General features: G+C 46.0%; 11 protein-coding genes. 8 read left to right on the plus strand and 3 right to left on the minus strand.

Annotated elements, in window-relative coordinates; translation table 11 throughout:
- Window position 1 precedes the first annotated feature (1 nt).
- The 4 genes from DXA97_RS14725 to DXA97_RS14740 are packed head-to-tail and all read left to right on the plus strand — an operon-like array spanning window position 2 to window position 8,446.
- A complete protein-coding gene (locus tag DXA97_RS14725; protein ID WP_118720934.1) occupies window positions 2-862 on the plus strand; it encodes a hypothetical protein in 861 nt (286 codons plus the stop codon).
- Window positions 859-1,683, plus strand: a complete 825-nt coding sequence (locus DXA97_RS14730) for a hypothetical protein (protein WP_118720935.1) — start codon at window positions 859-861, stop codon at window positions 1,681-1,683. Before DXA97_RS14725 ends, DXA97_RS14730 begins: the two co-directional genes overlap by 4 nt.
- Entirely contained in the window at window positions 1,677-7,160 is a 5,484-nt protein-coding gene (locus DXA97_RS14735; protein WP_118720936.1) for an InlB B-repeat-containing protein, read from the plus strand. The genes DXA97_RS14730 and DXA97_RS14735 overlap by 7 nt, the downstream gene beginning before the upstream one ends.
- A gap of 14 nt (window positions 7,161-7,174) precedes the next feature.
- Entirely contained in the window at window positions 7,175-8,446 is a 1,272-nt protein-coding gene (locus tag DXA97_RS14740; protein ID WP_118720937.1) for a hypothetical protein, read from the plus strand.
- A 116-nt stretch (window positions 8,447-8,562) separates the two neighbouring features.
- Here the strand turns inward: DXA97_RS14740 and DXA97_RS14745 are convergent, their stop codons facing one another.
- Window positions 8,563-8,835 (minus strand): helix-turn-helix transcriptional regulator, encoded by a 273-nt coding sequence (locus DXA97_RS14745; protein ID WP_118720938.1) that lies wholly within the window; start codon window positions 8,833-8,835, stop codon window positions 8,563-8,565.
- Window positions 8,836-9,067: 232 nt separating this feature from the next.
- Between DXA97_RS14745 and DXA97_RS14750 the strand changes: the two genes are divergently transcribed.
- From DXA97_RS14750 to DXA97_RS14760, 3 genes are all read left to right on the plus strand, one after another.
- Complete coding sequence (locus DXA97_RS14750; RefSeq protein WP_118720939.1) at window positions 9,068-10,582, plus strand: hypothetical protein; 1,515 nt, start codon at window positions 9,068-9,070, stop codon at window positions 10,580-10,582.
- Window positions 10,572-10,982, plus strand: a complete 411-nt coding sequence (locus tag DXA97_RS14755; protein WP_118720940.1) for a hypothetical protein — start codon at window positions 10,572-10,574, stop codon at window positions 10,980-10,982. Before DXA97_RS14750 ends, DXA97_RS14755 begins: the two co-directional genes overlap by 11 nt.
- Window positions 10,983-11,339: 357 nt before the next feature.
- The gene (locus DXA97_RS14760) at window positions 11,340-12,701 is read left to right on the plus strand and encodes an MATE family efflux transporter (protein WP_118720941.1); all 1,362 of its coding nucleotides are present in this window, start codon (window positions 11,340-11,342) and stop codon (window positions 12,699-12,701) included.
- On the opposite strand, the gene DXA97_RS21075 is transcribed toward DXA97_RS14760, so the two are convergent.
- Together DXA97_RS21075 and DXA97_RS21080 are read right to left on the minus strand one after the other, a co-directional pair.
- Window positions 12,687-12,992 carry a hypothetical protein gene (locus tag DXA97_RS21075; protein ID WP_243107693.1) on the minus strand — a complete coding sequence of 102 codons (306 nt, stop codon included), beginning with the start codon at window positions 12,990-12,992 and terminating at the stop codon, window positions 12,687-12,689. The two genes, DXA97_RS14760 and DXA97_RS21075, sit on opposite strands and share 15 nt — an antisense overlap.
- Window positions 12,952-13,419: an MATE family efflux transporter gene (locus tag DXA97_RS21080; protein ID WP_243107694.1), complete on the minus strand. Its 468-nt coding sequence runs from the start codon at window positions 13,417-13,419 to the stop codon at window positions 12,952-12,954. The genes DXA97_RS21075 and DXA97_RS21080 overlap by 41 nt, the downstream gene beginning before the upstream one ends.
- 359 nt (window positions 13,420-13,778) lie before the next feature.
- Here DXA97_RS21080 and DXA97_RS14770 point away from each other — a divergent pair.
- On the plus strand, window positions 13,779-13,922 hold a 144-nt coding region (locus tag DXA97_RS14770; RefSeq protein WP_182436867.1), incomplete at its 3' end, for a transposase.

Here is a 13,922-nt window from a genome sequence, read left to right on the forward strand (position 1 = left end):
TATGGGGAAACAAAAGAAAAAGCAAGAGTATGCGGCAAAATTATGGAACCGGATTGCCAGAGTGCGTATGCCACTGACGGTGGTATGCATTCTGGCTTTTGGTGCTTTTATAGTATATGCAAAATATATACAGACATCGCAATACAATGATGCTGTAACTGCCAAAGAATTTTACTTTTCCAGTGATGTACTGGATGGAGGTGTGCATGAAATTCCGGCATTGGACGTAGCTGAGGATGGAACGACAAGCGCGACCCTTACCTTTCATCTGATGAATCATGAGGATCAGCTAAGGTATTCTGAGGTAGCGGTCGACTATAACATTACATGGAAAGAAGAGAATGGAAACGCTTCGGAGACATCCGGAAACGGGATCAATCTTAGCGGGCAAATTGTAGCAGGAAAAGGCCACGGTGATCAGACAGGTGATCAAACAAACGATAAAACCGTCACCATTTCCGGTCTGGAACAGGGAAAAACTTATACGGTAACAGCCACAGCCACGGCGCCTTACACGAAGACCCTGACTGCAACCATCCGTGTGCAGCAGAAAAATGCAGAACTTCAGGCATCGGTCAGCGACCATGGAAACTATATTGAGGTAACGGTGTGGACCGCAGATAAAACAAAGACGATACGTTTAATCAATCATGCTGCCGGGCTGATTCCGGATAATACAGATTCCTTTCTGGAAAATATGCAGACAGGAACAGGAAATTCTGGTGAAAACCAATCTGTTTCAGTAGCGCTTGGCTCCAATGCCTCTCATGTATTCCGCTTTTTTAAATCCAATGCGGAAAAAAGTTATACAGCTACTGTATTAAACGATGTAGTAACAGTTGGGGAGGTGACGAATGAATGAAGCGGCTCATTGATATTTTAAAGAAAAAAAGACAATGGAGACAGATCGGTGCGGTCGTTTTGATCGTCTGCCTGTTAGAAAGTGTACTTTTATCGAATCAGATTTCCGGAGTGCGTGCCATTCCGGATGAAGAAAAGGACTTTTGGAGTGATGCAAGTCCATCCAATGCAAAGCACACACCAGACAATACCGGGGAGAAAGATGAGGAGTGGGCACTTGCGAGTGGATCGAATGCGACGGTATCAAACGCAAGCCCGTCGAATGCAGAAGAATACGACCAGCTGACCTTGGAAGATGACAGCGAACCAGTCATGGTCAGCGGAAAACTCCCAATTGGCACCAGCCTGAAAGCGCAAGCGATCACGGAGGAAGAACTTCAGGACTGTGGATTGGAAGAGGTAGAGCTGAATAGTGGACGCCCTGTGTTTGCGTATGATATTTCTCTTTGGCTGCATGGAAAACGTTATGAACCAGAGTATGCGCTAACTGTCCAGATCGATAATACAGAGCTGCTGGGCGGCAAATTGAAGCTGCTCCAGATAGACCAGTCTGAATCAGAGCCACAGTCGTTGGACTTTATGATGGATAAAGAAGGCCGGGTCAGATTTACTATGAAAAAACTGGCAGTTTATGCTGGGCTGGATATGAGTGATCCGGATGCTGTCATTACGGTCCAGGACCCGGAGCAGCTTGTGGCTGTTACAGGAATCCTGCCAAAAGATACCACGGTAACGGTGGAAACATTATCAGAAGAAATTCTTGGTAAGCTGCAGCTTCCGGAAGGTGACATTACCTTTGCGTATGATATTACACTTTGGTAGATGGGAAAGAATACCAGCCCGAGCAGCCGGTGAAGGTTAAGATATTACATGCAAAGGATGAGTACCATGAAGATTTGCTGATCAGCCATGTGAAAGTGGAAGCAGATGGAAGTATGCAGACGCCGGGCAGTATATCAGGCGAGGTGGAAGCAGATGGAAGTGTCAGTTTCCTGACGGAAGGATTTTCTTATTTTATCGGATCTGCAAGGATGTCAGAACTTCAATTAGGGAATGTGACCTGGACTTACAATATGGATGGAAAGAACGGACCGGTAACGCTCCAAGGTGATGGCCAGGATCCGGGACCATTGAACGTTGCTCTGTTAAACAATGCTGAGGAAGCATTGTATACAGGAGATAAAACGGTTATGTTTGCATACAGCATTACAGCGGTAACTGCCTCTGAAAACCCGTCACCGGGAGTCTGTGAGATTACAGTGTCTGATCGCGGTGTGATGTCTGATGATGACTCGGTAGAAATTTATAAAATCCAGAATGACAAGGATGGGCAGCCCGCATCTTTAGAAAGCCTGGGGCAGCCATTTGTGCAAGAGGAAGGCAAGGTGGCATTTCTTACGTATGGGTTAGGAAATTATATTGCAGTCAGCAATGTGGCAACAGTGGATCTGGCGAAGGGCAATGTCACGATAAATCCGGATTCTTTAGCAGGAACACGTCAGGATGGAAGGAATGTTGAGGTATCCTTTGGGAAGAATAATGCAAAATACCGGATCGCGCAAAGTAATGCAACCACAAAAGCCGATAAGGGAGTTACTGCAACGGGAAATTTTACGGAAGAACGGACGGTTATCCTAGATGGGATCAACACAGACAAGATGATTAACATCAATGCTCCGAAAGGTGCGACCAAAAAAATTTTGCTGCAGCTTCGTGGAACGAACCAGGTAAAACGTATCGGTTATGGGACAGGCGGTGAAAAACTAGAAAATAATAATGTGAATTCGAGTCTGACCATCGATAGTTATGCAAGCCCAGGAAGTACAGACGGTGAACTTTATATACCGAAAAAAATGGAGTCTGATGCGGAATTAAAGGATTATGTATCAGATGATTCGAATGGTGGTTCTGCAGGAGCCGGATGGGCGGAAGCAGGGATTGGCGGATTTTGGCAGGGTGGAAGCAAGGGTACGACCGGACTAACGATCTCAGGCGGAACAATCTGTGTGATAACGTCAAAAAATAACTGTGCGACTGCGATTGGTGGTGGCGCAAATGCGGATGGGGAAGTTACAATCACAGGTGGCGACATTACAGCGATCTGCTGTGGAACCGGTGCGGCGATCGGCGGTGGGATCGGTTGGGAGCAGCGTGGAGGTAATGGCAAGGTAACGATCACCGGAGGTACTGTATACGCAGAAAATTATGGTTATTTTACAAGAAATGAAACGGACTATGGCGGTGTGGCGATCGGCAGCGGAAGTTCGAAACAGATGGAAGGAAATGCAGCAGTTGTTGAAATTTCAGGAGACAGCCGCGTAACTGCCTATGCCCGTTATGGAAATGCGATCGGCAGCGGCAACAGCTACGATGGAACTGCGGCGCAGGCGGATATTACCATTAGCGGAAACAGTTATGTATTGACCAATGCACTTGGAGGAGGTACCAGCAAAAGTGCCGCTGGCGGTTCCGCAAATATCAGGATCAGTGAAGAAGCATATGTGGAATGTGTAAATTATTCCAATGTTACCAATAAGTACGACCCGTCATCTGCCAATGTATTAGGAGCGTTTGGTATTGGTGGTGGCGGAAGCAGGGGAACTGCAAAGGGCGGATCGGCGATAGTGGAGATTTCCGGTGGTACCGTAAACTGCAATGGCGGTAAGATTGGCGGAGGTTCTGCTGAAAATGGAGCAGGAGGAGATGCCTCTGTGACGATCACCGGAGGAAAACTGGACTGCGCATCCATTGGTGGCGGAGACAGTGAAAATGGTACGCCCGGAGCTGTAACGAAAACCAGTACAGATGTGAAAGGAACAGAAGAAGCAGGCATCGTGATCGCTGGAGGAAGCATTAAAACCGGAACCATCGGCGGCGGAAAAAATGGGAGCGGAGCGATCGGCTTCGCGACTGCTAAGATTACCGGTGGCGAAATCCAGGGACAGTTTGTTCTGGCAAACAGGGATAAAGATAAAAAATGTTCTTTTGAAATGACAGGAGGGACCATTGATAACCGGGATCTAAGTAGCGCAGGGTATGAGCGGGCACAGGAAAATGGCGGAGCGGTTTATCTGGACGATGCAAATGGAACGGTTTCAATAAGCGGCGGCACGATCAAAAATGCGGCAGGTGTATTGGGTGGAGCTGTATACATGAAGTCCGGATCATTTACGCTGTCGGGCAATGCTGCGATCGAAAACTGTATTGCAAAGATATCTGCAGCGAATGATACTGCTACAAAGACTTCTGGCTGCGGAGGAGCTGTTTATCTGGAAGAGGGAACCGTAAGCATTTATGGTGGTTATGTCAGAAATAACCAGTCGGAACGGGATGGTGCTGGTGTGTACCTGGCAGACGGAAGTCTGACCGTATCTGGTGGAATGGTTGAAAATAATACGGCGAAGCAAAATGGCGGTGGAGCTTATTTGCAAAGCGGAACATTTTCGATGGGTGACCTGATGGGGGATGAGGCTACTGTCCGGGCAACAGCCATTTCCGGGAACCATGCGGAAAATGGCGCAGGGGTATACCTGGCAGGAGGAACCCCGGATTTAAATTGTGGAACCTTGTCTGGGAATACAGCGTCAGGAAATGGCGGAGGCATTTATATTGATAAGCAGAATGTCACACTAAATCCGGTTGCAGCAGTAAATATTACCGGAAACAATGCCGCAAATGGAGCGGGGATTTATATTGCAGGAACAGAAGGCAGGAAAGATGCAAGCTTTGGATTAAGGGAAAACTGCAAAGGAACGGTTATCTTGTCTGGGAATACAGCATCAGGAAATGGCGGAGCTGTTTGTATCCGTTATGGTTCTTTCTTGCAAAACAGCGGGAACATCACGATAACCGGAAACAAAGCAGCTTATGGTGGTGGCGTTGCGGTCCTGGAAGGCGACTTTCAGATGTCAGGCGGTGCGATCGGATCGGAAAATGGGACCAATGCGGCCAGCCAGAGCGGAGGCGGTGTTTATGTATCTGGCGGATCGGTTACGCTGGATGGAGGAACCATTGCATATAACACGGCAAGGATGCAGGGGGGAGGAATCGCGGTCAAAGACGGCAATGTCCTGATGTATGACGGCAGTATCGTGCATAATAAAACATCCGGTGGTGAAGGTGGTGGCATTTATGTAAATGCAGACCAGAAAGAAGCCGATGTAACCATTTTGAGCGGAACGATCAGCAATAACACATCCCACACATCCGGCGGAGCAATCGCCGTTTTAAGTACGTCGCAGAAAGCAAATATTGTGCTGGGAACATGCCAGGAGCATGCCGGTCTGGAATTGGATGCGGATGGTCATTCAGGAAAAAGAAAATTTGAAGGATTTGATATTGCATATGATCGTACGGCATATTCAACACATCACCATACATCCTGCCCTGTGATCGCAGATAATACAGCAGGAACTTCCGGCGGTGCGTTTTATGTGAATGGCAGCAGCAATTCTGTGATCGCGTTTTACTGTTTGCATGAAACCGGAAATAAAGCTACGGGAGAATCGCGCAGCGATGCGTTAAAAGTAGAAGGCGGAACCGTGAAGATCGGAGATGAAAGCTATACCAAAGATAGCAAAGACGCTGCCAGGGGAAATGTGGCCGTGACTGGTTCCATGCTGATCGAAGGTGGTACCGTAACCATTTCCGGAAGCATGAAAAACCCTTATTTTGAAAACCGGATCACGGTAGACAGCCAGAAGGGATATGTCGATAACCGTGTCCAGGATGCCGGAAACGTAGTTTACCGGGTAATCTATATGGAAAATTTCACCGGAACCGGAACAGAACCAACCGGTCTTTATATCACGAGGCAATATTCAGAGCTTGCCGGAAAAACAGTCGCAGCTTCCTTATTCGGGCATGGAGGGTGGACCATCCAGGGGTGGAATACAAAAAAAGACGGAAGCGGAAAAAGCTATAGTACAGGAACTGCCCTGGAAGAAACGGGGATATCCCAGGATAATCCGACGTTAACGCTTTACGCAATCTGGCAAAGAAACATGTATACCGTTGTATTTCATCCGAATATTCCTTTAGGTGTTACTTATTCCGGTATGATGGAAAATCTGCCATGTACTGTCGGTGATACACTGACACTTCCGGAAAATGTGTACCGGTGTACCGGTTACCAGTTTGATTCCTGGAATACCAAAAGGGATGGAAGTGGTACGGCCTATTCCGATAGGACCCAGGTTGGGAATGGACTGTCACAGGAAAACGGTGCAACGATCAATCTGTATGCACAGTGGAGTGTATGTCTGCATCCTTCGGAAAAACAAACATACCGGATCAATGAAACAAAAAAAGGCCTGATCCAGACCTGCAGCTGCGGGGCGCACACTGCGGAAATGATCATGGAGGCAGTGAATGTGACTTATGATAAAAATAACCATCCGGTAAAAACCAGCTGCAAGGGCGATGAATGGAGCGGCGCAGAACCGAATGTTGCCTATTCCTGGAGGCCGTTGAACAGTACAGAAGTATTTCAGCCATTGACTTCTGGCGGACTGCCGCAAAAAGCAGGACAGTACCGGGCGGAAATTGAGGCTGGACCAGGTGCAGGTACGGAAGACCGCCAGAATATCTGGATCAATTACCGGATCGAAAAGGCAAAGCAGGAAGCAGCGGAAGGAACACTGAAATATGCTTATGACACAGCAGGAAAAAAACTGGTGATTGATGCGATCGCGGTTGGAACAGAGCCAGAAACCGATGAATATCACAGCGTTCCGGTTTATGAACTGGAATATACTGCGAACGGAGTCACGAAAAAGATAACCCAGAAAAGTGGAGAACAGCAAGAAGCAAACCAGATTTATATTGAAGGAGGACTTCCACCGGAAGTTTATTGCCGGATCTCTGCATATTACGGGGAAACAGATAACTATCTGGCTTCCGGGGCATTGGATGCCGGATTCTACACAAGCAGTAATGCACAGATACATTTTACTATGGACCAGGGTGTTACTGTGGAACCTTCGGAAGCACCATCCGGTTATCCTGCTGATTCTGGCAGTCATCGAAAATGGTACCGTGTGAAGATCGATGAAGGATATCACAAAAACAAGTTCCAGTGTTCCGTGAAGGATAACATTGCGGAAAGTGGTTCTGGTGTGTTATTTCAGAAATATGAGGCAGGAACCGGTGAAGCGGGAGACCTTTATTATCTGGAACTTCCGGCAACCAGCCAGGTATCACAGCTGGAGGTAGAAATATCGGTTACAGGTGTACTTCCGAATGCCGGGATAACGGTAAAACGGGCAGCCGGTCCCTATTTTGATGATTTCGATGGATAGATGCTTCAGATGCCTTGATCATCGGAGCGGACTCTGTTTTCACGGCGCAGTTCGGTGTAAGCAACCGGCAAGCCGGAGAATATGGGGAACCTTATCTGAAATTTGGCTCAGCTGTTCCGGCGGGGACTACGATCATCATGCAGACACTGAAAACAGGGCAAAATACAGACCAGGATTATTGGTATTATAAAACAGGACAGGAACTTGCAGCAGAAAGCATTTTAAAATTAAGTGCATTTCAGAAAATGGGAGCAGATAGCAGTTCGCCGGATTCCAGCTATTCTGATCTGACCGGAAGAAAACAGGAGTATCGTTTTGTTGTAGATTTTACCAATGCTGTGGAAACACAGACAGCCGGAGCTGGACTGGAAAATACCGGAACGGCGTGGAATCTGGTGTTCGCATTTACGAAAGCAGAAAATAACGGTAATCCATTGGATGCAGCATCGGGTGACACAGAAACGGTTATCCCGGATCTGTGGGAAACAGTAACTGTAATGAAGAACGCCGGAGGCCGGTTTACTCTGGAAACAGACAATACGGCCGGTTTGGACACTTCTGACGAATGGAACAGTCTGAATCTGACGGCTGCTTACCATATTTCGCCGTCAGATCTTCCAATGTGGACAGGGCGTACATTGGGACTTGTGATCGCTGTTTCAGGGGACCGGGCAGATGCAGCACCGATTCCTAGGGATATGAGACTTGAGGTTCAGAAAAACGGAGGAGACACTACGCTATATCCGCAAAACGAGAACGGAGAGTTTCTGGTGCCGATTGATGAAATTTCAAAAAATTCCGATACAAGATCACTCACGCTGCGGCTGGTATCAGATACCTATTATTTTCAGCGGCAAGCCTATCAAAATGTAACGGCAAAGCTGTATGCATCAGCCTCTGCAGATACCGATGCTTCTTTCAAAGGAAAATTGCTTGCAGAACAGGGCGGGTTAACGCTGGTCCGGAATGCGACGGCACTTCCATCTGTGAAGGTTGAAACAGAAAAGCGCTTGTATCCGCAAAATGGTGTATTAAAGCTTCCGGTTACATATGCCAATGTTGATAAAGTAGAAGCAACGATCTGGAAGCAAAACGAGAACAGCAGCGAGTATACCAACACTGCGTTCCGGCAGGAACTGGACACGTCCGGGGAAACAAATGATTTTTCATTAAACGGACAGGAAGCGGGAAGCTATTGTCTGAAGATTACTGCATCAAAAACAGAAGGAGAAAGCATCCGTACGATTATGGAGGTTCCTTATTATTTTATCATTACAAACGAATAAAACGGTAATGGTTTGATGATGTGGTTACATTACCGTAAACATTACCAAAAAGAAGAAGCGAAGAAGATCCTGATAAGCAATGACAGGATTTTCTTCGCTTCTTTCTTTGAATTTGTTTATTTTGGAATATGAATATTTGGAAACTGCGTGTTCAACAGGTCGCCCGGCTTGACGTGCAGGGCGTCAGCGATATTGTATAAAATTTCTACCGAAAAAGATTGTATTACATTAGGAGCTTCAATAGCACTTAGATAAGAACGGCTGATGTTTGCCTTCTCAGCAAGCTGTTCCTGGGACATACCCTGCGATTTGCGGATTGCGGCAATCGTCAGGCCAAGGTCGGTAAAACGATCGCGGTTGTCAAATGAAATGATTTTGCTCTTACCCATAGGTGGTAAACTCCTTTGCAAGAAAAGTAGAATAAAAGATGAAACGGTCGAAAAAATGATAATATCACTATTATAGCAATTATAAAAGAAAGCAACAGCATCATAAAACGGGTAATTAACTACTATATAAGACATATGTATAATGAAAGAATAGGATGAGGAGGGAAGCATTGCATATAATGCGGCCAGGATCAATGGGGGAGGTATTTTTGTAAAAGATGGTAATGTTCTCATGTATCATGGAAACATTACAGATAATAAAGCTTCCGGTGGCGCGGGCGGTGGTATTTACGTCAATGCAGAAAACGCAAATGAAAAAGTTGTTATGCTGAGCGGTGCAATCGAATCGAATCACGCACATACTTCTGGTGGAGGCATGGCGGCACAAAGCGGATCGGACCATAACATCACGGTGCAGATTGGGACAGCGGATGTTCATCCAAAGTTGGATTTAAACAAAAGAACATTTACTGCGTTTCAGTACGGTGCTGACGAATTCGAAAGCCATGATCATAGTTCCTGTCCGGTAATCAGCGGAAACCAGGCTGGAATTTCTGGAGGCGCTTTTTATCTGAATAGTCCGGGTTCTACATTCCAGTTTTTCTGTTTGAAAGAAACAGGAAATAAAGCCAAGGATGTAAAGAGCAATGGTCTGAAGGTCGAAGGCGGTGATGTGAGCATAGGTTCAGAAACTGGCGGAAATATTGACATGAAAGGATCTGTCATGGTGCAAGGTGGATCAGTGGATGTATATGGAACCATGAAAAACCCATATTTCCATGGTCAGATCACGGTTGATATTCAAAGTACGGATAATAATCATTATCTTGATCATCGTAGCCAGGAAAAAGGTAATAATATTGAATATAAAGTTCAATACAATGAAAATTTTACCGGAACAGATTGCAATCTGGGTCAGAAGCATGTATACGGTGATGTATTATCCGAATGTTCCGCTTGGGGTTACTTATTCCGGTACTATGCCAAATTAGCCGTGTACGGTAGGCGAAGTCTATACGGTTCCAGAAAATCAATATTTGTGTACCGGTTACCGTTTCCAGGGATGGACACAAAAATGGATGGAACGGGAAAATCTTACAATACGGCAGAGAGTGGCCAGGACGGATTGTCTCAGGAAAATGGAGCAACAATCAAACTGTATGCACAATGGAGCAAATGTGAACACAATGCAGCTAATTTAACCTATCGCATCAACAAAAATGAAACCGGTCTTATTCAGACCTGTAGCTGTGGAGCACATACTGCTGAAGTTACGCTTCAGACTGTCGATCAGGTTTATGATAAAAAGGAACATCCGGTAACATTGCGTTATAGCGGAGATACCTGGAGTCAGGCAATACCGGACATTCAGTATGAATGGAGAAAAGCAGGAACGAATGACGCCTATACATCCGTAAACGGAAATCCGAAACTGGCAGGACAATACCAGGTCACCATGACAGCACCGTTGGATTCATCAGCATCAGAAACCGGAACCTGTATGTTTACATACAAGTCAACGGAAGAGCAGAAAGGAGATCTTTATCAACTGGATTTTACACCGAATACAGGGGTGACATCAAATCTGAATATTAAAGTTACGATTAGTGGCGTTAAGGCAAATGCAGTCATTGCGGCAACGCGTGAAGCCGGACAATTCTTTGAGCAATTTCTGGTATTACAAACCAGAAACATCAGATGGACTTTCTTCCATAAAACTTTCGGACTTCTGCAGGATGGGAAGTAAAAAAGAAACCTATGGAGTTTCCACAAGTTCTGGAAATGCGGGTCAGATTCCGGAAAGCTATCGCTTTGTGGTAGATTTTTCCAAAACTTCATCAAAATTAACTGCGAAGTATGCAGCAACGCAGAACACACAGTCTTCTCTATATGGAAAACGACCGATTCTTGTGATTGAGAGTCCTAAAACAGGAGATTTGGAAAAGAATAGTAATGAGGAAATATGGGGAACGCTGGATACAAACAATAGTACTTATCCGACTAAGCTCTCTGAGGGAAGCTATTGTCTGATCATTACAGTTTCCAGAACAGAAAATGGAAATGCAGGAGATGGAACTGTGCGGACGGTTATGGAAGTTCCATATTATTTCATTATCATGGATGAAAATTCGGAAAATGCTGCTTAGGAAACAAAAAATGTAGAGAAAGCTGCGGCTTCATTGTCAATGCTGATTCTAATCAGACTTGAGACAAAAAACGATCCCTATGTCAATCAAAAGGTATAGGGATCGTTTTTTTGAAAAGTCGATATATCTCGCCCTACATTAGACAGGATTTTGAATGGTGAGATAGACAGCAAAAGTACGTTTGACAAACACGAGATGTCTGGTTTCTATTTTGCAAGCTAATTCATATCTACTTGACGTCCACATGAGAATAATACTACAATAAGCATAATGTCGTTAAGAATAGGAACGTCGGCATAAAGATTTTGGGAAGAAACGTTCCGAAAAGGAAGGTACGCAGGAAAAGGAGAAAAGACAGTGAAAGCAAACACAGATTTATTTGAAAATGCCCCGGTGCCGAAGGCCGTGGCGACGATGGCGATTCCAACGATGATTTCCATGCTGGTTGTGGTTATTTACAACATGGCGGATACATTTTTCATCGGACAGACAAAAGATCCGCTTCAGGTAGCAGCCGTGTCACTGGCTACGCCGGTATTTATGATCTTTATGGCACTGGGACATTTGTTTGGAATTGGCGGAAGCTCGGCAATTTCAAGAGCGCTGGGAGAACGGAGAAAGGACCGTGCATGGCATATTAGTTCCTTCTGCTGTTATGGTTCGTTGGGACTTGGCGTCATTGTGGCAGCAGTTTCCGTGCTTTGTATGGAAAAGATTCTGCGTCTGATCGGTGCAAGCGCGAATACCATTGATTTTGCAAGACAGTATCTGACAATCATTGCTGTTGGTGCGCCGACCATCATGTTTTCGACCGCATTTGCGAATATCTTGCGCGGCGAAGGTGCATCCAGGGAATCCATGATCGGGAACCTGCTTGGAACGGTTGTAAATATTATTCTGGATCCGGTTATGATCCTGGGGCTTGGCTGGGGTGTCTCCGGGGCAGCGCTTGCAACGGTGATCGGAAACATTGCGGCTTGCCTGTTTTATATTGCCTACTATGTGCGCGGCAAATCGATGCTGTCCATTCATCTGAAAGATTTTAAGATGGGAGATGGAATCGCCGTAGCGGTTGCGGCAATCGGTATTCCGGCTTCTTTGAATAACATTCTGATGAGCTTTGCGAACATCATCTTGAATCAGGCGTTGGTCGGCTATGGCGATACGCCGGTTGCGGCAATGGGCGTGGCAATGAAGTCGAATATGCTGGTAGTGCTGTTGCAGATCGGACTTTGTGTGGGAATCCAGCCGTTGATCGGTTACAATTACGGCTCTGGAAATAAGAAGCGCCTGATGCAGGTATTCAAATTTACCGGCGCCGTTTCAGTGGTTATGGGAGTTATTTTGACCCTGTTTATGCTCATTGCAAGAAAGTCCCTGATCCAGGTCTTCATCAACGACGCAGAAGTCGTGGAATATGGTATCCGGATGGTCATTGCGCTGCAGCTTTCCGCCCCGTTCATCGGAATTTTGTTCCTGTGCATCAATACGATCCAGGGCATGGGAAAGGCGCTGCCTTCCCTCATCCTTACGGTCTGCCGCCAGGGACTGATTTTTATTCCGCTGATTTTTATTTTGAATCATCTGTTTGGGCTGGATGGTGTGATTTATGCGCAGCCGACGGCGGATTATCTGTCAATCATGGTGGGGGTTATCATTTGCACGCATTTGTTTCGGACGATGAAGCATCAGATGCAGGTTTCATCATTTTTTGAATAAATTCCGTATAATGCACACCGCCATCACCACGGTTGCCAGGTCTGCGCATGCCTGCGACAACAGGACACCGTGGTATCCAAACAGATTAGAGAGAAGAAACAGGAAAGCGGCGTACAGCACACCCTGGCGGCATACGGATAAAAGGAATGCGCCGAGGGCATTTCCGACTGACTGACCGCCAAAGGCAAAGCCGACCAGGATCAGCGCAGTGATCATGTTGGATTTCAGGGCGATACCCATAGCTGTAATCTTATCGGTACCGTAAGCAAGCAGGAAATGGTTGGTCATCATGACCATGAAGCTCTGCATCAGGTTGGTGATGGAAGCAGGAATGCCGATCGTGAAAATATCCCGCGCCATGGTCCCGGAAATGTGGATTTCCTGGATGGATGAGCGTCACCAGAAGTCCAAAACCAATGGAAGTCCAGATGCAGAACGCACTGGCTTTTTTTGCGGCAGTTTCGTTTTTTTCGCCAAGCAGTCTGGAGATGATGGAGCTTCCGCCAAGTCCGAAGATATCTCCGAAGGCGATCATCAGCGTGAATACGGGAACAGCCAGGGAAACACCGGCCACCAGGTCCTGTTTGCCGGTGAGTGCAATGAAGTAGGTATCTACCATGTTGTAGATGAGAGAGACCATCATACTGAGTACGACCGGAAATGCGAGCGTGAGATACGCTTTTGGAACCGGCGTTGTTTCAAAAAGTTCGTTTTTCATAAGAATCAGATGTCCTTTCTGTGTGTACTGGCGCAAAATCAGCGGATGTACCACGGATGTACTTTCTGTATGGAAGTGCAATAAAAAACATCCACAACCCAGAACTGGATTATGGATGTCCGACCGTAGCGCAAAACCTTGCGCCCTATCATATGTAGTTAGTTATTGGCAAAATCCGTTTCTGTCTGCGCATCGCGTGAACCGAAATGGATTTTGTTTGTTCCTGCGGTATTTTAGGATAACAAGCGGGAATCCTCGGTTATTCAATTGCCGAGATGAAAGCGTCTGAAACGCAAGCAAAATCGAAAGTCTGTTCGATTTTGCTTGCGTTTCCTTCTGTATGATAGTATACTATGTGTATGAAAGAAAAATTAATACATTCAAGAACTTGTGTATACAATATCAACTACCATGTGGTGTGGTCTGTGAAATATCGCAGGAAGATTTTATCGGCAGAGATTGAGACTTATCTAAAAGAACTGGTTCAGAAAATAGCATCCGAT

It is taken from the genome of Clostridium sp. OF09-36, from assembly GCF_003481985.1.
GTDB lineage: Bacteria > Bacillota > Clostridia > Lachnospirales > Lachnospiraceae > Brotaphodocola.